This is a genomic window from Lysobacterales bacterium (genome assembly GCA_016721845.1).
Lineage (GTDB): Bacteria > Pseudomonadota > Gammaproteobacteria > Xanthomonadales > Ahniellaceae > JADKHK01.
The window spans coordinates 113,924-137,428 of the sequence record JADKHK010000005.1 but is presented as its reverse complement, the minus strand read 5'-3'; the positions used below and the strand labels follow the sequence as shown (position 1 = coordinate 137,428).

The window sequence follows — 23,505 nt, the reverse complement described above, 5'->3', positions numbered from 1 at the left end:
CATGGACATCAAACCGATCCTGAAGACCCTGCTGCGCAACAAGATCGGCGTCGCGGTCATTGCGGCGCAGGTCGCGCTGACGCTTGCGATCGCCAGCAACGTGTTCTACGTCGTCGCCGACAAGGTCAACGCCGCACGCCAGCCCACCGGGGCGGACGAGGCGAACGTGTTTCAAATCCGCGCGACCAGCTATCGCGAGACCAAGGACCCGATCGCACAACAAAAGATCGACGAAGCGGTATTGCGCGCGATCCCCGGCGTCACCCAGGTCGCGATGGTGAACCAGGTGCCGCTTGGACAGTCGGGCAACAACAGCGGCTTCTTCCGCAAACGCGACCAGCAGCAATCGACCAGCAATGGCGCGACCTACGAATCGGCCAGCTCGATGGTCGACACGCTCGGCCTGAAACTGATCCAGGGCCGTGACTTCCTGCCCGGCGAATACCTCGAGTTCGCCACCTATCCGAGCAAGACCACCTCGTTGCCGGTGATCATCAGCGAGACGATGGCGCGCGTCATGTTCCCGGAACTGAGCGACTATCCCGGCCAGGTGTTCTACTGGGGCAAGGGCGATGACGCGGCGGAACTGCGCGTCGTCGGCGTCGTCGAGACGCTGGCCACGCCGTGGGGCCGCACCAGTTGGGGATCCAAGACCGGCGGCGAATCCCTGATCATGCCGGTGCGCATGCCGCAGGACTCGCCGCAGTACATCGTGCGCACCGCACCGGGCACTCAGGCCGAGGTGATCAAGGCCGCGGAGGCTGCGTTGGTCAAGCCCAGCGACGGACGCCTGCTGCAGCCCGCGAACACCTTGCTTGGCCTGCGCGAACGGCGCTATCGCAACGACTATTTTCTGTCCTCGATGATGGCGACGATGACCGGCCTGCTGGTGCTCGTCACCGCCAGCGGCATCCTCGGCATGGCCAGTTTCTGGGTCGGCCAGCGGCGCAAGCAGATCGGGGTGCGGCGTGCGCTCGGCGCGCGGCGCAGCGACATCCTGCGCTACTACCTGCTGGAGAACTTCATCGTCACCAGCATCGGCATCGGCATCGGCATCGTGCTTGCGCTGCTGCTGAACCAGATCGTCGCCGAGAGCCTGTCACTGTCGCGGCTGCCGCTCTCCGACCTCGCGATCGGCATGGTCCTGCTCTGGCTGGTGGGTCAGGCGGCCACGTTTGCACCGGCCCGGCGCGCCTCGCTGATCGCACCGGCCACGGCCACGCGCAGCGTGTAATCATCCGCGCATGCCGACCGTTCTCCTGATCGACGACAACGCGGGCGTCACCGATGCGCTCGCGTTGCTGCTGTCCCTGCACGACCTCGACACGCTGTGCGCCGCCTCGCCCGAGGCCGGCTTGGCGCTGCTCGCGCGCACGCCGGTCGATCTGGTGATCCAGGACATGAACTTCAGTGCCGACACCACCTCGGGGCGCGAGGGCGAGGCACTGTTTCGCGATATCCGCGCGCGCCATCCGGACTTGCCGGTGATCCTGCTGACGGCGTGGACGCACCTGGAAACCGCGGTCGATCTGGTCAAGGCGGGTGCGGCCGACTATCTCGCGAAACCCTGGGACGACCGCAAGCTGGTCGCGACCGTCAACAACCTGATCGAACTCGGCGAGGCGAATCGGGCGCTCGGGCGCGCGCGCGACAGCGAACGGGGCCTGCGCCGAGCGATGGCCGGATTCGACCTGCGCGGCTATGTCTTCGCCGACGCATCGACCGCGCGTGCCGTGCACCTGGCCTGCCAGGTCGCGCGGGCCGACGTGCCGGTGCTGATCACCGGGCCGAACGGCGCCGGCAAGGAAGGCATCGCGAGCATCATCCAGGCCAATTCCAGCGTGCGCGACGGCCCCTTCATCACCGTCAACTGCGGTGCGCTGCCGAGCGAACTGATCGAGGCCGAACTGTTCGGTGCCGAAGCCGGCGCCTACACCGGCGCGAACAAGGCGCGCGAAGGCAAGTTCGAAGCGGCCGATGGCGGCACCCTGTTCCTCGACGAAATCGGCAACCTGCCGCTGGCCGGTCAGATGAAGTTGCTGCGCGTGCTCGAGACCGGCAAGTTCGCGCGCCTGGGTGCAAACCGCGAGCGCGAAGTGAAGGTGCGCGTGCTCAGCGCGACCAATGCCGACCTGCCGGCGATGATCCGCCAGGGCCGGTTCCGCGAAGACCTCTACTACCGCCTGAACCTGATCGAGATCGTGCTGCCTGCACTCGCCGACCGGCGCGACGATATCGGGCCGCTGGCCGAGTCTTTCCTCGGCCGGGGCAAGCGCCTCTCGGACGATGCCCGCGCCGCCCTGCAGCGACATGACTGGCCGGGCAACGTGCGTGAACTCAAGAACACCATCAGCCGCGCCAGCCTGCTCGCCAGTGGCGACACCCTGCATGCGCGCGACCTCGGCCTGAATGCGACGCCGGCACAGATCGGCCATGGGTTGCAGATGACCGATCGCAGCGAACCCGACCGCGACGCGATCGAAGCGGCAATCGGTCGCGCGAACGGCGTGATCGCGCAGGCCGCCGCCGAACTCGGCCTGTCGCGACAAGCCTTGTACCGGCGCATGGAGCGCCTCGGCATCGACCGCGCATGAACGCACCGCGCCGGCCCCGCTTCGGACTGCGCCTGCGTTACGCATTGATCGCGCTGTTGTGCGCGGGCACCGTCGCGGCACTGACCCTGACCATCGATCACTGGCTCGATCCGCCATGGCTGGCAGCCGTGGTCGCGGTCGGACTGTCGTTGCTGCCGATGTGGCTGCTGATCGGTCGCGAGATCGATCCGATGCGCTCGCTGTTCCGCGCGCTCGCCGGCACCGTCACCAGCTATCGCGACGGCGACTTCGCGTTCGGCCTGCACTGGTCGCGCAACGACGAACTCGCCGACCTGGTGCGCGCCCACAATGCGCTCGGCGACACCCTGCGCGAGCAGCGGCTGACGCTTGTGCAGCGCGAACTGCTGCTCGACACCATGGTCCAGAACACGCCGGTGGCGATGCTGCTGTTCGACGCCGCCGGCCACGTCATCTACGGCAACCTCGCCGCGCGCAAACTGCTGCACGACGGTCGCCGCATCGAAGGACTGCATCGCGACGCCCTGCTGCTGCTTGCGGTTCCGGCCCTGAGCGATGCCCTGCGCCGCGGCGGCGACGGCCTGTTCACGGTCGAAGGCGAACAGCCGGACGACGAGCAGGTATTCCATCTGTCACGGCGAGCGTTCCGCCTGAACGGGCGCCCGCATGAACTGGTCCTGCTGCGCGGCCTGTCGCAGGAACTGCGGCGCCAGGAAGTGCAGACCTGGAAGAAGGTGATCCGCCTGATCAGCCATGAGTTGAACAACTCGCTGGCACCGATCGCGTCGATGGCCCACTCCGGTGCCGAACTCACCCGCCGCGGCCAGCACGAGAAATTGCCGGTGGTGTTCGCGGCGATCGAGGAGCGCGCGCGCCACCTCGATACCTTCATCCGTGGCTATGCGCAGTTCGCCAAGCTGCCGGCGCCGCGCATCGATGCCGTCGACTGGACAGCCTTCGTCGAGCGCCTGCACGCAGCCGCCGGCTTCGTGTCACTGGGCGAGCCCACGCACCGGCCGAAGTTCGATGCGATGCAGATGGAACAGGCGCTGTTGAATCTGATCAAGAACGCGCACGAGTCCGGATCGCCCGCGGATGCGGTCGAACTCGTCGCACGCGATCTGCCGAACGCGCTGCGCATCGAGGTGCTCGACCGCGGACCCGGCATGAACGCGGACGTGCTGGCGCAGGCGCTGCTGCCGTTCTACTCGACCAAGCGCGGCGGCACCGGCCTCGGCCTCGCCCTCACCCGCGAAATCGTCGAAGCCCACAACGGCCACATTGCGCTGGCCAACCGCGACGCCGGCGGTCTCACGGTGACGATCACCTTGCCGCAATGAGTTCGATGACGCCCGACGGCGGCGTCAACTGCGATCCGCCATGATCAGCAGCAGACCAGCGAGCACCATCAGGGTGCCGGCCCCGGCCCGCCATCCGGCGCGCTCGCCGAACACGGCCACGGCGCCGATGACGACCAGCACGAAGGTCAGCGCGGTGTAGGGATAGACCACGCGCAAGGGCAGTTTCGACAGGCAATACAGCCACATCAAGGTGCTGATCGCGTAGCCACCCAGTCCGAAGGCCACCTGCCAGTTCACGAATTCGATGAACTGCGTGCGCCCGGCCGCGCCGGCCTTCAGCAACATCTGCCCGGCTGCCGCGGTGATGCAGGCGAGCAGCAGCAACAGGTGCAGGAGTTTCATCGGACGGCACCGACGGTCGGTCGCACCACCACCTCGCGCACGATCGCGAGCGGGCGGCCCTTGGCCTGCATGAACATGCGGCCGATGTATTCGCCGAGGATGCCGAGGCAAAGCAGCTGTGCCGATGCGAACAACGCGATCACGCCGACGATACTGGCCCAGCCGCGCACCGTGTCGAAGTACAGCCAGGAGCCGATGGCGTAGACGCCGACACCGAGCGCGACCACGAAACCGATCACCGCCAGCCACAGTGCCGCGCGCAGCGGCACGGTCGAGAAGCCGGTGATGGCGTCGACGGCGAGGCGCAGCATCCGCTTCAGCGGATACTTGGTTTCGCCGGCATAGCGCTCCTGGCGCGCGTACGGCAAGGCCACCTGGTCGAACCCGAGCCACGCAAACAGCCCGCGCACGAATCGATGCGACTCGGGCAACTGCCGCAGCGCGTCCAGCACCGGACGCGTGACCAGGCGGAAGTCGCCGGTATCGGTCGGGATGTCGACATCGGTCAGGCGATCGAGCAGGCGATAGAACGCCGCCGCCGTGCCGCGCTTGAACGCGGTCTCGCCCAGGCGTTCGGTGCGCTGGCCGTAGACGATGTCGGCGCCGGCGTCGATCTTCGCCATCATCGCGCCGAGCAGTTCCGGCGGATCCTGCAGGTCGGCGTCGATCATCAGGATGCGTTCGCCGCGACACAGTTCGAGCCCGGCACTCAGTGCCAGTTGGTGTCCGAAGTTGCGCGACAGGCCGACCGCGACCACGTTCGCATCCTCGGCCGCGAGCGCCCCCAGCATCGCCCAGGTGCGATCACGCGAACCGTCATCGACAAAGACGATCTCGAAGTCCTCGCCGACCACGTCCGCACAGGCGGCGCGCAGGCGCCGATGCGTCTCCGCGATGACCGCTTCCTCGTTGAAGGCCGGCACCACCACGCTCAGGCGCGGCACGGCACGGGCAGTGTGGACTGCAGGCAGGCGCGGCAGGACGAAATGCGGCATCGGATCTTCCGTGAGAGGGGTGCAGACCACGCGGCGGACCGGGACCGGCCGGCCGCAGGTGCATTCCCGGCGATGATACCGGCTGCAACCCCCGGGTCCGCGCGCCGACCCCGGCGGCCGCGTCAGCGAGGCGGCCTGGAACAGGTCGGCAGCGGGGCCAAGGCCTCGAATCTCTGACCGGCATCATCGACGCCGTACAAGTGCAGCCCAGTGCAGGCGGCGTCCGCGACGATCGCGACATCGAATCCGTCGGCGACGCGGTCGATACGCGACCACCCTCCGGCGCCGCGGGTGCGATAGCTGAATTCGCCGATCCCCACGACCCGTCGCTGCGCATCCACGACGACCAGTCCGTCGATGCGCTCGCGCAGACGGGCGTCGAGCAGTACGCCCTGCACTGCCCAGCCGGCGAACGCCGTCGATCCGTCTTCGCGCAGTGGCTGCAGGTCGCCGACCCAGGCCTGCGCGGCAGCGGCACCCGGCAGGTGGGTCACGGTCGTGCCGAGCAGGTGATTGCGCGGCTGTCGGAACATGCCGACGCGATGTTCCCGGAGCGTCGCGACGAAACCGCGGACGTAGTCGAGGTTGGCGATCGCGCAATGTCTCGCCATGCCGGTTGCGAACACGCCCGCCTGCAACTGCGCGGCGCGCATCTCGACGCTGCGCTCAATCGCCGCTGCCACGCCGTAGCCCAGTCGATGGGTCGGATACAGCAACACCGGCACCAGCAATGCCGCAGCCGCGGTCAGCCACGGGCCGCCCGGCACCGCCGTCAGACGCGCAGCCGTCGCCATCGCCAAGCCCAGCCAGAACAGCACCGACCACGGCAGGTACCGATCCGCCAGCACCTGATCGGGCACGAGGGCGAACAGCTGACTGCGACCGACGGCCACGAGCAAGGCCACGCCGAGCGCGAATACCGCCAACCCGACGCCCACGATCTCCACGGTCGACCGATGTTCCGGACAACGCCGGAGTCGCCAGCCCAGTCCCGCCAGCCCCATCAGACCGCCCAGCCCGATCACTGTCGCCATCGCCACCCGCGATGGTTGCCCGAAGACCGCGGACAGCCATCGCGCCGACGCGACCAGGGGCGCGCCCAGCCGCTCCCTGGCCATCAAGTCGGCATCGACGCCGGCAATACCCGCATCTGCAAATGCCAGCCACGCATTGACCCACGCCGAACCGAGCCAGGCCGCGGTGTTCTTCGCGATCGGCCCGGGCGACAACGACACCATGCCGCGGACGCTGTCGCCACCCGGCAACAGCACGGTGTAGGCCAGCACCAGCAGCAGGGACGCCGCCACCGATCCGAGCAGCCATCGCGCCGGCATCCGGCGCAGCCACAGCATCACGACGACAAGCCCGAATACCGCGATACCGCTGGCGAACGTCATCGCCGCCACGGTGGCCGCAATCAGTGCGAACACGAGATATCGTGACCGTGCCCGCGCGCGCAGACGCTCGATGGCGAGGATCGCCAGCACCGCGCAGCCCATGATCGCGTAGACCTGGAAGGCCTCGTTGCCGTGGAACTGCATGCGCGCCGAACCCATCCACATCAGTGCCGCGGTCGCCAGCGTCGTGATTGCCGCGCGCACCAGCACCGTCCATTCGCGCTGCCGCCAGATCACCACGCACAGCGCCGACAGCAGCGCGATCATCGCGGCCAACCCGGCAATGACGCCGATCACCTGGTCGCCGCCGCCGTAACGGATGTCCGCGAGTCGCAGCAGATGCGACATGACCTGTCGATGCTGACTGTCCGGCAGCATGATGCTCATCGGGAAAGGCTGTTCGATCAGCTTCGTGTACTGCCAGAACTGGTCGGCGAACATTTCGCTCCAGCCGTAATGCCAGACCGCAAACAGGGTGGACCCGGCGTAATACACCGCAACCGCCAGCAGCATCGCGGACATCGCGGCGGCCGCCCATCGCGACGCGACAGAGCGCTCATCGGCGTGCATCGACTCAGCCCTTGCGCGGCCGCTTCCAGCCGCTGACGGTGCGTGCCTTGGCGCGTGCAACGGTGAGTTCGCCGGGTGGCGCGTCGTGGGTGATGACGCTGCCGGCGGCGACGGTGGCGTCGGCACCGATGGTGACGGGCGCGACCAGGGACGAATTCGAACCGATGAAGGCGCCGTCGCCGATGCGGGTGACGTGCTTGTTCGCGCCGTCGTAATTGCAGGTGATGGTGCCGGCGCCGATGTTGACGCCGGCACCGATCACGGCGTCGCCGAGGTAGGTCAGGTGGTTCGCTTTCGATCCGCGACCCAGTGTCGTCTGCTTGGTCTCGACGAAGTTGCCGATGTGCACGCCTTCGGCCAGTTCGGTGCCGGGGCGCAGGCGCGCGAACGGGCCGATGACGCAGGGGCCGTGCGTGACCACGCCCTCCAGATCGCAATGCGCGTTCACGACCGTGCCGGCCGCGAGCCGGCAATCTTTCAGGCGCACGAACGGGCCGACGCGCACCTCGTCGCCGAGCGTGATGAACCCTTCCAGCACCAGGTTCAGGTCGAACTCGACATCGCGTCCGTGGCTCACGTCAGCGCGCACCTGCACGCTGTCGGGATCGGCCATGCGCACGCCGCCGAGCAGCAGGTCGCGGACGCGACGCGCGTTCAACTTCAGGGAGAGGTCGGCCAGTTGTACCGCGTCGTTCGCCCCCAGGGCCTCGTCGGCATCGGCGCACAGCACCACGCTCGCGGCCTGTCCGTCGGCCGCGGCCTTCGCAAAGACATCGGTGAGGTAGTACTCGCCCTGCGCGTTCGCCGTACCCAGCGTCGCCAGCCAGCGCCGCAGCGGTGCGGCATCGGCGGCAATCATGCCGGTATTGATTGCGCGGATCGCGCGCTGCGCGTGGGTGGCGTCCTTGTCCTCGACGATCGCGGCGACCTGGCCGCGCGCATCGCGAACGACGCGACCGTACCCGGTCGGATCGGCGAATTCGGCGGCCAATACGGCCAGCCACCCGGACGCATCGACCAGCACGCGCAGGGTCGATGCCCGCGTCAGCGGCACATCGCCATACAGCACCAGCACGCGCGCATCATCGGAAATGCCGGGCATCGCCTGCATCACCGCGTGCCCGGTACCGAGTTGCTGTGCCTGTTCGGCCCAGCGCAGGTCGGTGACGTGCGCGAACGCCGCGCGCACCTGGTCGCCGCCGTGGCCGTAGACGATATGGATGGCCTCAGGCCCAAGCTCGCGCGCCACGCCGACCACCCGCGCCAGCATCGGCACGCCGCACACCGGCTGCAGCACCTTCGGCCGCGCCGACTTCATGCGCTTGCCCTCACCGGCGGCGAGGATCACGACGTGCAGCGGCTTCGGGGACATGCGGACTCCGGACGACAGGCAGTCCGCGCATTCTAGGGGTCGACGCCGATCGCACCAATCGCGTCAGCCCGACGCGGCATCCGCGAGCCTGCGCCGCGTCACGATCCACACGAGTCCGATCAGCAGCATCGAGGCCAACGGCGTGGAGATCGCGTCGACCGGCACGGCCGACAGGGGCGCCAGCAGGCCGCGGCCGCGCGAGGCCGGACCGGCCGACTCCCATGTGGTTTCGATGAACGTCCCGGTGTCGACATCCAGCAGCGCCTGGCTCGCGCCGCTGAAAAAACACAGGACCATGCACCATTCCTCGACCGGCTTCGTGAAGAGCGCCCAGCGGCCATCGAAATCGGCGACCGCATCGAATCCGAGCGCGGTGTCGGGGTCGATGGTTGCCCATTCGCCGCTGCGCGCGTCCAGCCGGATCAGCGCGAGGCTGAAATTCGCGCCGCCGTAACGCGTTCCGTACAGCACGCCGCGATGGACACCGATCCAGTAGATCTGCCCCCAACCCGCCGGTATCGGAAACACCCGCATCGGCGCGCCAACGATCGATCGCAACTGGATTTCCCCGACCGCGTTCACGACGACGGCCGAATCGTCATCGAGGATCGGTCCGCTCCGGGACGGCAGTTCCAGCAGCGGCAGACCGGGATTCGCGACCTCGACCACCAGGTTGCGCGCGGTGCCGTCGGGTTGATGGTCGACGTCGAGCAGCAGGTAACGTCCGCTCGCCGACAGGCCGGTGCCGTGCGGGTACGCATAACAATCCAGCCCCAGGCTTTGCGGCGACACCAGCACGGCGCCGCTCGTGGCATCGATCCACCAGCAGCGCGCCAAGGCCAGCACGCCCGGACGGGTCGGCAGCTCGGCCAGTGCGGCGCCCGCAAGATGCACCGGAACATTCGCGTCCACCGCCGATTGCAGGCTGAAATCATCCGCAGCATAGGTCTCGATCCGGATGCCGGACGGCGCGTTCGGCGTGATCGCGAAGATCCGCTGGCGGTCGTGCGAGAGCGTGACCTGTGCGGGCCCGGCCAGGGTGCGGCGCTGCACCGGTACCGGGTCACCGGCACGCAGCTTCGCCAAGATGTAGGTCTCGGGCTCGAACGGATTGGGCTGCTCGACCATCACGACCACGTTGAGCGGTCGCTGCGCCGCCGCGACGGCCACGCCCGACAGACCCAGGATCAACATTCCGACCAGACTTGCACGCATTCCCGCCCCCAGGCATCGACTCCACCTCAGGACGCGGCCGCGGCCCGGTTCCCCCAGCCGCGTCGGGCGGCCTGACGAGTTTTGCCGCCTTCCTGCGTACCCGCGCATATCCTCGACCACGATGGTGCCGTCATGTCCCGCCTGATCCGATTGCTCGCCGCCCTGACCGTGCTGGTCGCCATGCCGCTGGCCGCCCAGGTGCAATGGCGCGCCGGGCCGCTGATCTACACGCCCGCCTACGATTTCACGCTCGGCTACACGCCCAACGGCACCGGCTACTTCGTGTCGCAGGCCTACATCCCGAGCCCGCCGCAGCCGAGCGTGAACCAGCCGTTCTACGTCAGCCTGCGCATGGAAGGCATCGCCTCGCCCAGCGTCGGGCGGCTGATGGCCGTCGGGTTCGTGCCGCCATCGGGTGCGTCGGTCTACGTCAATGCGAGCGCTCCGGTGCGTTGCTTCTATCGGGCGATGAGCGGGACCGGCGGCTGGATCGAATTCACCAATGCGGTCATCACCGACATCTCGTTCGGCGCGAACCTGCGCGTCACCGGCTGTCCGCAACCTGCGGCCGGAGCCAATCCTTACGCCATCGTCCCGGTGCCGGGCGGCAATGCCTACCAGCTCGATCGCCGCGATCCGAACAATTCCGGCGCGACGTCGTGGCCATTGGGCAGCCAGGCCGGCTACGAGTTCCTGATCCCGCTGGTCGCGAACCGCACGATGAGCGGCAACAACGGCGTCGAGGCCGACCGCTTCTACGGCACGGTGCATTCGGTCCAGGGCGATGGCATTGATCCATGGGCCTTCCCGTACCTCGGCCTGCTGGTGTCGGCGACCAGTCCGACCCCGAGCACCGATCTGCAGGTGTCGCAGCAACTGCCGCCGCCCCCGCCGCCACCGGGCCGGGTGAGTTACACCATCCGCTGCGCCAACAATGGCCCGAACACCGCCAGCAACGTGAGCTGCGGATTCGCCGATGTGCCTGCCGGCCTGAACGCGAGCATCGTCTGCAGTCCGAGCAGCCCGCAGGCGACGCTGGCCTCGGGATCGGCGATCGTCTGTTCGGTGATCCTAGACAAGTACCTGGGCTTTCGGACGATGAGCGGCGTGGTGGCCTCGGGAGCGACGCCGGACAGCAATCTCGCGAACAACACCTTTCCGTTCTCGCTGTACGGCGGCCTGGCCGAGGTGATCCTGCAGAACGGCTTCGAAACCCTCGACTTCTGAGCGCCGCCGGTCGGTGCCGGCGTGCCGTTGCGGCAACTGGCGTCCGCCACACGGAACGGCAACGCGCGCTTGCCTATACTCGGTCCCCAACCGGAACGGCCAGCGACGGGCCGCGTGGAGTGAACCGATGAAGCTGCGCCGATATTTGCCTCTCCTGCTGCTGATGTCGTTGGGCGGCGAATGCGCTCAGCTCTCCGGGTCCGATGTCGATGCGATGCTCAAGGTGCCGGTCGGTGGCACCGTCGAGGTATCCGGGATCCCGGTGGACCTGAACACCACGGCCACGGTGCGCCTCAAGCGCATTGAGGTCTTTGCGGCCGATGCGCGCATACGTCACGTGGACAACGGTGTCGAGCGCGACGTTCCAAGGGGCACGATGCGGTCGTTCATTGCGGACGACTCCGAGACCGCCGCCCCCTACCTGGGACTCGTCATTTCCGCGGATGGTGGCCGCATCGAGGGTGGCAGCATTGCCGACAACGGGCGCTTGATTGCCATCGAAGGCAATACACGCAACGGTGTCATGCAGATCGGTGCCAAGGATGCGTCCGAGCCTGAGGCTGATGGCCAGAAATTTGCGGGTTCCTGTTTCAACGATCTGGCTGCGTCGCGCATGCAACTTCCGTCGCAAGCCGACGTCGACTCCGCATTTGCTGAAGCCGATCCGGCCGACAAGATCCTGCTCGCCGCATCGCGTTCGGCTCGAGTCGCAATTGATTCCGACATCGAGTTCATGAGCGAACGATTTGCGAACAACACGACGAATGCGACGAACTGGCTGACCTCGTTGTTCACCCAATTGAACGCCATCTACGAACGCGATCTCGACGTGACCTTGCTTGTGGGCGACGTGTTCTGGCGCACCGGCAGCGACCCGTTCCCTTCCGATGGAACGGACATCAATGATCAGCTGGACGAGTTCGGCGAGGTATGGGCAGCCAACAACGCAGCCCTCAACCGCGCTTTCGCTGCCCAAATGTCGGGAAAACTCGACTGCACCGGCTGCTTCTCCGGAATCGCCTGGGTGCTCGACAACCGGAACTACTGCAATGCCAAAGGACAGACGTTCGGTGGCTGCACTGACGGGACTTGCACATTCGGCCACTACAGCGTCAACCAGACGCAGACCAATACCACCAGTGCAACTCCCAATGATGCGAAGTTCATTGGACACGAACTCGGCCACAACTTCGGCGCGAATCACACGCACTGCAGCGATGCCGTCACGGGTGACGGCAATCCGGCAGCGACAACCAACACCATCGACACTTGTTACAACGGCGAAGCGGGCCCGGCGCCATTTGGCTGCTATGGCGGCGCGACTGCCTGCCCGTCATCACAGACCATCAATGGCGTCACCGGTGTTCGCGGCACCATCATGAGCTATTGCCACTTGCTGGGCGGCTGCAGCAACTCGGCGGTATTCGCCACCGCTCATGTGACCTACCTTTCGCCATTCATCACGCTCAACGTCAATCAGGGCTGCTTCACCACCGGTTCGGGCGGAACGATCTCGATCGCGGACCGGACCTTGGGCGAGGCGACGTCGCCGATGAATTTCACGTTGACGCGTTCGAACAGCTCGGGTGCCGCCAGTGTCGTCGCGACCACGGCCGCGGGCACGGCGACCGGTGGCGGCACGGACTACACCAATGTCGCCAGCCAGACCGTCAACTTCGCGGACGGTTCGACGACGGCCACGCTCAACGTCACCGTCAACAACGACAACATCGACGAGCTCGACGAGACCTTCGTCGTGAACCTCACCTCGCCTTCCGCCGGCTACACGATCAGCGACGCGCAGGCCACCGGCACCATCACCGACGACGACACCACCACGATCACCGTGAATGATCCGGCCGCAGTCAGCGAGGGCAGCCCGATCACCTTCGTCGTGACCCTGTCGAACCCGAACAGCCGCACCGTCACCGTCTCGCGCGCCACCGCCAATGGCACCGCGACCTCGGGCGACTTCACCAGCTTGAGCGCGGCGACCCTGACCTTCACCGCCGGCAGTGCGCTGACCCAGAACGTCGTGGTGAACACCACCGACGACAATCTCGATGAGCCCGGCGCGGCCGAGACTTTTGCGCTGAACCTGAGTGCTGCGGCGAACGCCACGATTGGCGACAGCAGCGGCACCGGCAGCATCAACGACAACGATCCGACCCCGACGATCAGCATCGCCGATGCGCCGATCCAGCCCGAAAACGGCGTCAATCCGACCCGCTTCGTGGTCACGCTGTCGAACCCGAGCCAGCCATCGATCACGGTGACTGCCAGCACCGCCGACGGTACCGCGACGCTCGCCAACAGCGACTACCAGTCGCGATCGCTGGCGCTGACCTTCACGACCGGCGTCAGCAGCATCGACTTCGATGTCAGCCGAATCGGCGACACGACCTTCGAGGCCGATGAAACCCTCTCGGTGAACCTGACCAACCCGACCGCCGGCTATTCGATCATCGACGCCAGCGCGACCGGCACCATCGGCAATGACGATAACGGCCCGGCTGTCTCGATCGCGGATGCCTCGTTGACCGAGGGCGATGTCGGACTCGCGAACATGGCCTTCACGATCTCGATCGCCAACAGCGTCGGCGCTGACGTCATCGTGAATTACGCCACCGCGCCGCTTGATGCGACCGCAATCACCGACTACATCGGCACCGGCGGCAGCGCGACCATCGCCGCCGGCGCCACCACGGGCACCCTCAACATCCCGATCGTCGGCGAACTGATCGACGAATTCGACGAACAGTTCGCGGTGACGCTCAGCGCCACCAGTTCGTCGACCATCGGCGACGGTCAGGCGGTCGGCACGATCACCGACAACGACAGCGGCGGTGACCCGGTCTATCGCAACGGCTTCGAATAGAACCCGGCGTAGGAGCGCCGCGTGCGGCGCACCTACATCCGCAGGGTCAACGCCGCACCGGACTGCCGAAATCCGGGTCGCTGCTGACCTTTGCGGCGACCGTGTGCTTCGGGTGGTCGAACCAGCCCGGATCGCGGAAGTCGTTGGTCGCAATGCCCTTGCGCACCTTCACGACGTTGAACATGCCGCCCATTTCGAGACGCCCGAACGGGCCCTTGCCCATCATCATCGGCAGCGTGTTGTACGGCCCCTGCATGTGGCCCATGTCGGTGTGCATCTGGTGTTCGGCCATGCCGGACTCACCCATCGCCATGTAGCCCGGCAGATGTTCGCGGATGCGCTCCTCGACACCCTTTTGATCAACGCCGAGCGTATTCGGCACGTCGTGGCCCATCGGCCCCATCGTGTGATGGCTCATGTGGCAGTGGAAGGCCCAGTCGCCTTCGACCGCATCGAACTCGATATCGCGACATTGGCCGACGCCGACAATTTCGGTGACCTCGCGCCGCCACAGCGTCTTCGGCCAACGCCCGCCATCCGAACCGGTGACTTCGAACTGGTGGCCGTGCAGGTGGATCGGGTGGTTCCACATCGACAGGTTGGCGACGCGGATGCGCACGCGTTCGCCCGCCGCGCAGATCAGCGGCTCGATGGCCGGGAAGACTTTGCTGTTCATCGTCCACTGCGAGGCATCGAGCATCACGTTCGGATCCGGACGCGTGGTGCCCGGATGCAGCGCGAACTGGTGCAGCAGCACCGCGAAGTCGCGATCGACCTGGGCGGCGCCGCGCGGATGGATGATGAAGAAACCCATCATGCCGAGCGCGAGCTGCACCATCTCGTCGGCATGCGGGTGATACAGATGCGTGCCGTGCTGGCGCAGCGTGAACTCGTAGGCGTAGGTTTCGCCGGGCTGGATCGACGGCTGGGTCAAGCCGCTGACGCCGTCCATGCCACAGGGCAGCAGCAGGCCGTGCCAGTGGATCGAGGTGTGCTCGGGCAGGCGGTTGGTCACGAAGATGCGCACGCGGTCACCTTCCACCGCTTCGATCGTCGGGCCGAGCGTGCTGCCGTTGTAGCCCCACAGCTTCGCCTTCGTGCCCGGTGCGAACTCGTGCTCGATCGCTTCGGCGACGAGATGGAATTCCTTGACGCCGTTGTTCATGCGGTGCGGCAGGGTCCAGCCGTTCGGCGTGTGGATGCGGCCACTGCGTGCGGGTTGCATCGCGGCCGCTTCGGCGGCGCGCAGGGCTTCAGGCGTGCTGACGAGCGTGCCGGCGGCGAGTGCGCCCGCGCCCATCAACCAGTCGCGTCGGGACAGGGTCATGGCGTGTCTCCATGGGTGTGCGAGGAATGATCGACCGCGTCGCTTGCGGGCGCGGCGCCCGGCAGGTCGGGATCAGGCAAGGCATCGCCCACAGCGGCACCGAGATCGGTCCCGACGGCGCGCGACAGATCGATGCCGGCGAGCAGGTGCTCGGCGACGGCGGCGAGATAGTCGCGATAGGCGCGGTACTGGTCGCGCCGCGCTTCGATCAGCTCGAACGCCCCGGCCAGCATGTAGTCGTATTCGCGCTGGTGTTCGCGCACCAGATTCTCGTGCGCCGGCAGCACTTCCTCGCGCAGCAAGGCGATGCGTTCGCGCGCGGCACGGCGTTCGGCCAACGCAGCATCGATTTCGTAGCGCAGCTGCAGTTCGCGCTCGGCACGATCGGCCTGGGCGCGTTCTTCCAGCGCCCGCGCTGCCAGGCGGGTGTCCTGGCCTTGGCGGAACAGCGGCAGCGACAACGAGAAGCCGGGGCCGCGTTCAATCACGCCGCTGTCGCCACGTTCGCGTTCGTATTCGCCATCGAGATCGAGTAGCCACCAGGCCCGCTTCGCGATGCGCGCGGCGCGCAGCATCGCCTGTTCTTCGTGACGTGCGGCGATGATGTCGGGGTGTTCGCGCAGGGCGCGTTCGACCAGCGCATCGCGCGCAGCATCGTCGCCACCGGGCAGATCCAGGCGCGTGTCGATGGCGGGCATGCTCGCCACATCCGGCCAACCGATCGCGGCCGCCAGCGCCAGACGCGCGGCGTCGCGCGTCGCGCGTGCCTCGACGGTCTCCAGCGCGGCATCGGCCGCCGCCGCGCGTTCGGCTGCCAGTTGCTTGAACGCGATCGTGCCGGCCTCGTACATGCGCCGCGCCAGCGCACGCGCGGCATCGGCGACATCGGCCTCGGCCTCGGCGATCTTCAAGGCACGCTCGGCCTCGGCGACGCGGATGCGCGCGGCGCGCACGTCGAGCACACGTTCGCCGACCGGGGCTGCAACCCGATGCACCGCCGCCTGCCAGTGGTCGCGGCCGATCCGCGCGCGTGCCGGCGACAGCAACCATTCGGCCAGCGGTACATGCACGGACCAGGTCAACACATTCAGTGCACCGGCTTCCTCGACATCGAGGTCGCGGTAGCCGATGCCGGGATTGGCGAGTCGGACGGCATCGAATCGCGCGACGCTGGCCACGCCCAGTTCGGCGTACAGCCGCACGAAATCGGGATGATGCTTCAGGGCATAGGCGACCAGGTCCGCCTCCGTCATTGCTGTTGTGGGAGCGGGCTCCGCCCCGCGATGCTCTGGCCCTGATTCATCGGCCGCGGAAGACAAGAATCGCGAGCCGGGGCTCGCTCCTACATGACGGGCAACGATGTCATCGACCTCGGCGGCACCGCGATCACGCGGCAGGCTGGCACAGGCTTGCAGCAGCGCGACGCTGGCCAGCAGCGGCGCGTGCAGGAACATTCGTTTCATGGCATTTCTCGTCGACGGTCGGTCGCGCAGCGGCGCGAGGCATGCCGCATAGACTGCGTGTCCGCGCCGGACGATTCAAGGGAAGGTTGGCCTCAGATCGGCGCACCCGGCGGAATGGTGGGCAGCGGCCGCAGTTTCGCGGTCTCCGGCGCATCGAGATAGCGCACGACCAGGCGCGCGCCTTCGCGGGCATCGCTGTTCGCGGCAGGCATCGCCCCGAGTTCGCCCGCGAATGCGCGCAGCAGGCCGCGCCATTCGGCATCGACGGCGGCATGCAACTGGCCCTCGGCGAGCAGGTTCAGCGCCGCATCAAGAAGCACCCAGTTGCGCGTGCGTCGCACCAGCGCATCGGCGCCGACGGACTCCCGCCACGAACGCGCGACCAACCCATCGAACACATCGCGCAACGACGGCATCGCCGCGTCGCGCGACTGCTGCCAGGCCAATCGATTCAATCGCTGCGGTGCGAATGCGAACTGCACCACCAGCGCGGTCGCTGCGCTGGTCGCAGCGGCTTCGTCGAACAATGGGCCGGTCTGGGTCGTGAAATATTCGGGTCCGCGGCTGTATTCGGTCGACGGTGGCGTCAGCACCGCGCGCACCGATGCCGGCAGGGCCAGCGTGTCGATCGCCAAGGCGCGCTGCAGCGCCTGCAAGGCCGCATGCTGGCGCGTCGCGGCGACCGCGCGCGCACCGAGCGTCGCATCGCTGCCCAGGCCATAGTCGTACTCGGCGCCGCCGATCAGGCGCGCGACCGCCTCGGTCTGGTAGCGATGCAACAGATGGATCGGCACCAGGCGGCGTTCCAGTTCGCCGCTCTGGCGATCGCCCGGCAAGGCACCCTCCGCAAAGCGCGCCAGCGCCGCGGCGCGCACCTGAAGCAGATGATCGAAACTCGCGATCGGGTCACTGCCGACATCCCACAGCAAGCCTTCCGGATGCGCATCCCCGGGCGCGCGCGCATCGGCATCGCTGACATAGCGATAGCCCCTTGCCGCGATGTCATGACGCAGCTTTGCGAGGGCGGCGAGTTCGTCGTTCGCGGCGAATTCGCCATAACCGTGCGCGACCACGAACTTGTCCCAGTCCCCGACGCCGACGCCATACGGTTGCGCGAGCTGGACGCGGCCTTCGCCATCGAGCGTGATGATCGGATGCGGATAGTCGAGCACCGAGCCGTTGCCGGTACGACTCGCCGCGAAGTTGTGGGCGAAACCGAGCGCATGGCCGACCTCGTGCGCCGCAAGCTGGCGCAGCCGCGCCAGTGCCATGTCCAGCGCCTGTTGCCGCAACGCTGGGTCGGCGTCAAGCGCATGCGCGGCGAGCAGTCCTTCGGCGATGAGCAGGTCCTGGCGTACGCGTTGCGAACCGAGATTCACGAAACCCTTGATGATTTCACCGCTGCGCGGGTCGATGATGCCGCCGCCGTAGGACCAGCCGCGGGTCGCGCGATGGGTCCAGGTGATCGCGTTGTAGCGCACGTCGGCGAGGTCCATGCCTTCCGGCGCGACCTCGACCTTGAACGCGTCGATGAAGCCCGCCGCATCGAATGCGTCCGCCCACCAGCGCGCGCCGTCGAGCAGCGCGCCGCGCACCGGCTCCGGCGTGCCGCGATCGAGGTAGAACACGATCGGCTTGACCACCGTACTGCGAGTGGCCGCGGGATCGGTCTTCTGCAGGCGGAAGCGTGCCTGCCAGCGCACATCGAGGTCGCGACTCAAGGGCTGGGCGAAATCGAATCCGCCGACACTCCAGCCGCCCGAGGCCGGGTGGTAGGCACGCTTGCGGAAGCCGTCGTCGGGCAGGCGCACGAAGCTCAATTGCTGGCGCAACGTGATCGCCCGCGCATCGGCCACGGCCTGCTGCACGAACGCCCCATCGCCGCTGCCGGCAAAGGTGAGCAGGGCTTCGAACTCGACATTGTCGGGATAGGCCTTTGCGGCCGCGGCGAGCACGCCGCTGCGCCCGGCGTCGAGCGTGTACCCGCCCTGCTGCGTCCCCCTCAGGCGATCGGCCACGCCATGCTGATCGCTCGCGATCAGCGAGGACAGATCCACCAGCCATGGTCCCTTGTCCGCGTCGGCATTGAGCAGGTCGCCCGACCACAGCACCGCCTCGGCGAACGCATCATGCGCCGACCTCGCTTCGTCGCCATCGGCACTGTCGGCGATGAACTTCATGTTCCGCTGCACGAGCAGCAACTTCTTGCCGAGCCGTCGGAACTCGACCAGCTTCGGCTCGCCCGATTGATTGCGATCCAGGCCGACGTCGTTCGAACCCAGCGCTCCCGGCAGGGCAGTGACCATCAACATCGGCGCATCCAGCGCATGCACGCCGACCACGACCCGCGCCGTCGCCGCATCCGCCTGCACATCAAGGAAGCCCGGTTGCGCCGCAGGTGCCGCGGGCGGAGCTTCGCGCTTCGCCCAGGCCGTCATCGCGACCAGCAGCAGTAAGGTTCCGACCCAGTTGCGCATGTGCATCGCCGACCTCGCGTCATGGAAAGCCGAGCTTACGACCTTGCAGCCGATTCCAACACGCGACAATCACGGCAGGTGCACGGCTTGCGGCAATCAACTCTCAGCGAGCTTGTCGCGGATCTGCGCCTCGACCGCGGCGAGGGCGGTCATGTTGACGACGCGGCGGACGGTGCTGGCGGGGGTGAGCACGTGCACCGGCTTGGACACGCCCATCAGGATCGGGCCGATGGCGACGCCGTCGGTCATCTGGCGGGTAATGTTGTAGGCGATGTTCGCGGCATCGAGATTCGGGCAGACGAACAGGTTGGCACGCCCTTTCAAGGCCGAACCCGGGAACAGCTTCTCGCGGATCGCTTCGTTCAAGGCCGCATCGGCGTGCATCTCGCCCTCGATTTCCAGGCGCGGCGCCTTGGCCAGTACCAGTTCGCGTACCTTGCGCATCTTCAGCGCGCTCGGGTTGTCATGCGAGCCGAAGTTCGAATGCGAGAGCAGCGCGATCTTCGGCGGAATGCCGAACAAGCGCAGTCGATAGGCCGCCTGCAGGGTCGCTTCCGCCAGTTGCTCGGCGGTCGGATCGGCCTGCACATGCGTGTCGAGGAAGAAGAAGGTGCCGCGATCGTTCGCGACCGCAGTGAGTGCGGCCAGCGACTGCACGCCCGGATCGCGCGGGATCACGCTGAGGATGTGCTGCAGCTTGCGCTGATAGCGTCCGACAATGCCGCAGATCATCGCGTCGGCTTCGCCGCGGTCGAGCATCAGCGCCGCGACCACGGTCACGCGCGAGCGCACGATCGCCTTGGCGGCGTCCGGGTTCACCCCGCGGCGCTCCATCAGCTCGTGGTAGCGCTGCCAATAACTGTTGAAGCGCGGATCGTCATCGATGTTGGTGAGGTCGAAATCGACGCCGGCCCGGATGCGCAGACCGAGCTTCTCGATCCGGCGCTCGATCACCGCCGGGCGACCGATCAGGATCGGACGGGCCAGGCGCTCGTCGATCACCGTCTGCACCGCGCGCAACACCGTTTCCTCTTCGCCTTCGGCATAGACCACGCGCTGCAGGCTGCCACGCGCGCGATCGAAGATCGGCTTCATCAGCATGCCGGTGCGGAACACGAACTGCGACAGCTTTTCCTTGTAGGCCGCGCAATCGGTGATCGGTCGCGTCGCGATGCCCGAGTCCATCGCCGCCTGCGCCACCGCGGGCGCGAGTTCGACGATCAGGCGCGGATCGAAGGGCTGCGGGATCAGGTATTCCGGCCCGAACGACACCGATCGTCCACCATACGCCGCGGCCGCGACATCGCTGGCCTCGCGCCGCGCCAGCGCCGCGATCGCGCGCACGCAGGCAAGCTTCATCGCCTCGTTGATCGTGGTTGCGCCGACATCGAGCGCGCCGCGGAAGATGTACGGAAAACACAACGCGTTGTTGACCTGATTGGGATAGTCCGAACGCCCGGTCGCGATGATGCAGTCCGGGCGCGCGGCCTTGGCCAACTCGGGCAGGATCTCGGGGGTCGGATTCGCGAGCGCGAAGATGATCGGCCGATCAGCCATGGTCTTGACCATGTCGGGCTTCAGCACGCCCGCGGCGGAGAGCCCGAGGAAGATGTCGGCGCCCTCGACGATTTCCGCCAGGGTGCGCTTGTCGGTGGCGCGCGCATAACGCGCCTTGTCGACATCCATGTCCTCGGGACGCCCTTCGTAGACGACGCCGCAACGGTCGACGACGAGGATGTTTTCCTTGCGCAGGCCGAGTGCGACCAGCATGTCGAGGCAGGCGATGCCGGCGGCGCCGGCGCCGGTGGAGGCCAGCTTCACGTCCTCGATCTTCTTGCCGACCACGTGCAGCGCGTTCAGGATGGCCGCACCGACGATGATCGCCGTGCCGTGCTGATCGTCGTGGAAGACCGGGATCTTGACGCGCTCGCGCAGCTTCTTCTCGACGATGAAGCACTCCGGCGCCTTGATGTCTTCGAGATTGATGCCGCCGAAGGTCGGTTCCAGCGACGCGATGATGTCGACCAGCTTGTCCGGATCGCGCTCGTTGATCTCGATGTCGAACACGTCGATGCCGGCGAACTTCTGGAACAGCACGCCCTTGCCTTCCATCACCGGCTTCGCGGCCAGCGGGCCGATGGCGCCGAGACCGAGCACCGCAGTGCCGTTGGTGATCACCGCCACCAGATTGCCGCGCGCGGTCAGCTCGTCGACCGCGTTCGGATCGCGCACGATTTCCTCGCAGGCCGCCGCCACGCCGGGCGAGTAGGCCAGCGACAAATCCTTCTGTGTGACCAGCGGCTTGGTCGCTGCGACCTTGATCTTTCCGTAGGGCTGCTGGCGGTGGTATTCGAGCGCCTGGGCCTTGAGTTCTTCCGAGATGGACATGGGGTCGCGTCTGTTGAACGAAGGCGGCGGAGAATATCACGCAGGTATGATGCGGCCCTTGCACCGGAGTGAATGCATGATCGATTTGGCCAGCGATGTGAAGACCCGTCCGACCGCAGCGATGCGGCAGGCGATGGCGAATGCCGAGGTCGGCGACGAGCAGGCGTTCGAAGACCCGACCGTCAATGCCCTGTGTGAACGGGTGGCGAACCTGCTCGGCAAGGAAGCGGCACTGTTCGCGCCCAGCGGCGCCATGTGCAACCAGCTCGCCATCGCCACCTGGTGTCGTCCCGGAGACGAGGTGTTGTGCGAACGCACGGCCCATATCGCGGTCTACGAGGCCGGCGGTCCGGCCGCGAACGCCGGCGTGATGATGCACGCGATTCATGGCGAGCGCGGCCAGTTCACCGCCGCGCAGCTTCAGGCCAGTTTCCGAGCGAAGTGGCGGCATTGTCCGCAGCCGTCCCTGGTCTGCGTCGAACAGACCGCGAACCTGGGCGGTGGTTCGATTTGGCCGCTGGCGCAGTTGAATGCGGTCGCCGAACTCGCGCACGAACGCGGTCTGCGCACGCACATGGACGGCGCGCGCCTGCTGAACGCCTCGGCCGCGACCGGGATCAGCGCGCGCGATTATTCGGCCGCCTACGATTCGGTCTGGATCGATTTCAGCAAGGGACTCGGGGCACCGATCGGTGCCTGCCTGGCCGGTTCGCGCGAATTCATCGAGCGCGCCTGGGTGATCAAGCAGCGTCTGGGTGGCGCGATGCGCCAGGCCGGCATCATCGCCGCCGGTGCGCTGTACGCACTCGACCACCATGTCGAACGCCTGGTCGACGATCACGCCCATGCCAAACGGTTGGCGGAGGGTTTGGCGGCGCTGCCTGGCGTGATTCTCGATCCGCGCAGCATCGAGACCAATATCGTGTTTTTCCGGCTCGACGTCGAACGCCTCGGCTTCGATGCGGCCGAGTTCTCGCAGCGTCTCGCCGCGCACGGCGTGCGCATCGGCCCCTTCGACGACCGTACCCTGCGCGCCGTCACCCATCTCGACGTGTCCGCCGCCGATATCGAAGCAGCGTTGGCCGCGGCGCGCACGGTCTTGGCGTGAGCGCGAACCGCCATCCGGTGCCACTCGACCACGGCGAGATCAATGCGCTGCTGGCAGCGCAATGGGTTGCGCCGGATGCGCTCGCTCGGCCCCGCGATCACTGGCAGCGGCGACTTGCGGTCGTCGTGCCCTATCGCGATCGCGCGCAGCACTTGCGCACGTTCATTCCGAACCTGCTCGACTATTTCCGCATCGACAAGCTCGACCGCAACATCCCGTTGCACATCCACGTCATCGAGCAGGCCGACGAGCTGCCCTTCAATCGCGGCCGGTTGATCAATGCCGGCTTCGCCCTGATCGGCGATACGGCTGACTACCTGTGCCTGCACGATGTCGATCTGCTGCCGATCTGGGCCGACTATGCGTTTCCGCTGCATCCGTCGCGGCTGTGCTGGTACGGCTCGCCGAATTCGCAGCAGCGGCACCTGTACATCGGCGGCGTCACCGCCATTTCCAGCGCCGACTTCCGGACCTTGAACGGGTTCAGCAACGACTACTGGGGCTGGGGCTACGAAGACCACGACCTGCGTCTGCGCATGATCGCCAACGGCCTGAAGGCCGAAGCGCGCGACGGGGCCTATCGCGCCTTGCCTCATCCCCACAACGGCCTGACCGCCGACGGTGGCGAGAGCGAAACCGGCCGGCGCAACCGCGAGCGCATCGAGACCCTGCACCGCGAGGGCTTCACGGCCTGGCAACGTGACGGCCTGAACAGTCTGGCCTTCGACCACATCGGCAGCGCGCCGCTGCAAATCGAAGGCCGCAGCGTCGAGCAAGCCACCCTGCATCGCGTCCGTTTCGCCTGAGCCGGC

Annotated in this window: 16 protein-coding genes; 7 read left to right on the top strand and 9 right to left on the bottom strand. The window is 67.1% G+C overall.

The annotated features are described in order from the left end of the window. Window position 1: 1 nt before the first annotated feature. The 3 genes from IPP28_03020 to IPP28_03010 are packed head-to-tail and all read left to right on the top strand — an operon-like array spanning window position 2 to window position 3,913. Window positions 2-1,234 carry an FtsX-like permease family protein gene (locus IPP28_03020; GenBank protein ID MBL0040026.1) on the top strand — a complete coding sequence of 411 codons (1,233 nt, stop codon included), beginning with the start codon at window positions 2-4 and terminating at the stop codon, window positions 1,232-1,234. Between the two features lie 10 nt (window positions 1,235-1,244). Further along, window positions 1,245-2,594 carry a sigma-54-dependent Fis family transcriptional regulator gene (locus IPP28_03015; protein MBL0040025.1) on the top strand — a complete coding sequence of 450 codons (1,350 nt, stop codon included), beginning with the start codon at window positions 1,245-1,247 and terminating at the stop codon, window positions 2,592-2,594. Further along, complete coding sequence (locus IPP28_03010; GenBank protein ID MBL0040024.1) at window positions 2,591-3,913, top strand: sensor histidine kinase; 1,323 nt, start codon at window positions 2,591-2,593, stop codon at window positions 3,911-3,913. Before IPP28_03015 ends, IPP28_03010 begins: the two co-directional genes overlap by 4 nt. 24 nt (window positions 3,914-3,937) lie before the next feature. Here IPP28_03010 and IPP28_03005 read toward each other — a convergent pair whose 3' ends face one another. The 5 genes from IPP28_03005 to IPP28_02985 all read right to left on the bottom strand — a co-directional run bounded on the left by IPP28_03005 (window position 3,938) and on the right by IPP28_02985 (window position 9,825). Further along, a complete protein-coding gene (locus IPP28_03005; GenBank protein ID MBL0040023.1) occupies window positions 3,938-4,276 on the bottom strand; it encodes a hypothetical protein in 339 nt (112 codons plus the stop codon). Next, the gene (locus tag IPP28_03000; GenBank protein MBL0040022.1) at window positions 4,273-5,271 is read right to left on the bottom strand and encodes a glycosyltransferase family 2 protein; all 999 of its coding nucleotides are present in this window, start codon (window positions 5,269-5,271) and stop codon (window positions 4,273-4,275) included. Before IPP28_03000 ends, IPP28_03005 begins: the two co-directional genes overlap by 4 nt. Window positions 5,272-5,393: 122 nt before the next feature. Then, on the bottom strand, window positions 5,394-7,190 hold the full coding sequence (locus tag IPP28_02995) for a hypothetical protein (protein ID MBL0040021.1): 1,797 nt from the start codon (window positions 7,188-7,190) through the stop codon (window positions 5,394-5,396). 52 nt (window positions 7,191-7,242) lie between these two features. Then, window positions 7,243-8,610, bottom strand: coding sequence for a bifunctional UDP-N-acetylglucosamine diphosphorylase/glucosamine-1-phosphate N-acetyltransferase GlmU (gene glmU / locus IPP28_02990; protein MBL0040020.1), 1,368 nt, complete (start codon window positions 8,608-8,610; stop codon window positions 7,243-7,245). Window positions 8,611-8,673: 63 nt separating this feature from the next. Then, window positions 8,674-9,825, bottom strand: a complete 1,152-nt coding sequence (locus IPP28_02985) for a hypothetical protein (protein ID MBL0040019.1) — start codon at window positions 9,823-9,825, stop codon at window positions 8,674-8,676. A 132-nt stretch (window positions 9,826-9,957) separates the two neighbouring features. On the opposite strand from IPP28_02985, the gene IPP28_02980 reads away from it, so the two are divergent. Together IPP28_02980 and IPP28_02975 are read left to right on the top strand one after the other, a co-directional pair. Further along, the gene (locus tag IPP28_02980; GenBank protein ID MBL0040018.1) at window positions 9,958-11,052 is read left to right on the top strand and encodes a hypothetical protein; all 1,095 of its coding nucleotides are present in this window, start codon (window positions 9,958-9,960) and stop codon (window positions 11,050-11,052) included. 127 nt (window positions 11,053-11,179) lie between these two features. After that, window positions 11,180-13,930, top strand: coding sequence for a hypothetical protein (locus IPP28_02975; GenBank protein MBL0040017.1), 2,751 nt, complete (start codon window positions 11,180-11,182; stop codon window positions 13,928-13,930). A gap of 46 nt (window positions 13,931-13,976) precedes the next feature. Here the strand turns inward: IPP28_02975 and IPP28_02970 are convergent, their stop codons facing one another. The 4 genes from IPP28_02970 to IPP28_02955 all read right to left on the bottom strand — a co-directional run bounded on the left by IPP28_02970 (window position 13,977) and on the right by IPP28_02955 (window position 21,579). Then, entirely contained in the window at window positions 13,977-15,251 is a 1,275-nt protein-coding gene (locus IPP28_02970) for a copper oxidase (GenBank protein ID MBL0040016.1), read from the bottom strand. Between the two features lie 2 nt (window positions 15,252-15,253). Further along, a complete protein-coding gene (locus IPP28_02965) occupies window positions 15,254-16,720 on the bottom strand; it encodes a TolC family protein (GenBank protein MBL0040015.1) in 1,467 nt (488 codons plus the stop codon). A gap of 92 nt (window positions 16,721-16,812) precedes the next feature. Further along, on the bottom strand, window positions 16,813-19,197 hold the full coding sequence (locus tag IPP28_02960; GenBank protein ID MBL0040014.1) for a zinc-dependent metalloprotease: 2,385 nt from the start codon (window positions 19,195-19,197) through the stop codon (window positions 16,813-16,815). Between the two features lie 96 nt (window positions 19,198-19,293). Further along, window positions 19,294-21,579: an NADP-dependent malic enzyme gene (locus IPP28_02955; GenBank protein ID MBL0040013.1), complete on the bottom strand. Its 2,286-nt coding sequence runs from the start codon at window positions 21,577-21,579 to the stop codon at window positions 19,294-19,296. Between the two features lie 82 nt (window positions 21,580-21,661). Here IPP28_02955 and IPP28_02950 point away from each other — a divergent pair, with 82 nt between their 5' ends. Both IPP28_02950 and IPP28_02945 read left to right on the top strand, forming a co-directional pair. Then, entirely contained in the window at window positions 21,662-22,693 is a 1,032-nt protein-coding gene (locus IPP28_02950; protein ID MBL0040012.1) for an aminotransferase class I/II-fold pyridoxal phosphate-dependent enzyme, read from the top strand. Further along, complete coding sequence (locus IPP28_02945) at window positions 22,690-23,499, top strand: galactosyltransferase (protein ID MBL0040011.1); 810 nt, start codon at window positions 22,690-22,692, stop codon at window positions 23,497-23,499. Before IPP28_02950 ends, IPP28_02945 begins: the two co-directional genes overlap by 4 nt. Window positions 23,500-23,505: the final 6 nt, after the last annotated feature.

Bases quoted from the DNA above. Each gene is read 5' to 3' on its own strand.
- IPP28_02950 (MBL0040012.1), top strand. From the start codon at position 21,662: ATGATCGATTTGGCCAGCGATGTGAAGACCCGTCCGACCGCAGCGATG.
- IPP28_03005 (MBL0040023.1), bottom strand. From the start codon at position 4,276: ATGAAACTCCTGCACCTGTTGCTGCTGCTCGCCTGCATCACCGCGGCA.
- IPP28_03000 (MBL0040022.1), bottom strand. From the start codon at position 5,271: ATGCCGCATTTCGTCCTGCCGCGCCTGCCTGCAGTCCACACTGCCCGT.
- IPP28_02985 (MBL0040019.1), bottom strand. From the start codon at position 9,825: ATGCGTGCAAGTCTGGTCGGAATGTTGATCCTGGGTCTGTCGGGCGTG.
- IPP28_03010 (MBL0040024.1), top strand. From the start codon at position 2,591: ATGAACGCACCGCGCCGGCCCCGCTTCGGACTGCGCCTGCGTTACGCA.
- IPP28_03020 (MBL0040026.1), top strand. From the start codon at position 2: ATGGACATCAAACCGATCCTGAAGACCCTGCTGCGCAACAAGATCGGC.
- IPP28_02975 (MBL0040017.1), top strand. From the start codon at position 11,180: ATGAAGCTGCGCCGATATTTGCCTCTCCTGCTGCTGATGTCGTTGGGC.
- glmU (MBL0040020.1), bottom strand. From the start codon at position 8,610: ATGTCCCCGAAGCCGCTGCACGTCGTGATCCTCGCCGCCGGTGAGGGC.
- IPP28_02995 (MBL0040021.1), bottom strand. From the start codon at position 7,190: ATGTCCGCGATGCTGCTGGCGGTTGCGGTGTATTACGCCGGGTCCACC.
- IPP28_02965 (MBL0040015.1), bottom strand. From the start codon at position 16,720: ATGAAACGAATGTTCCTGCACGCGCCGCTGCTGGCCAGCGTCGCGCTG.
- IPP28_03015 (MBL0040025.1), top strand. From the start codon at position 1,245: ATGCCGACCGTTCTCCTGATCGACGACAACGCGGGCGTCACCGATGCG.
- IPP28_02980 (MBL0040018.1), top strand. From the start codon at position 9,958: ATGTCCCGCCTGATCCGATTGCTCGCCGCCCTGACCGTGCTGGTCGCC.
- IPP28_02960 (MBL0040014.1), bottom strand. From the start codon at position 19,197: ATGCGCAACTGGGTCGGAACCTTACTGCTGCTGGTCGCGATGACGGCC.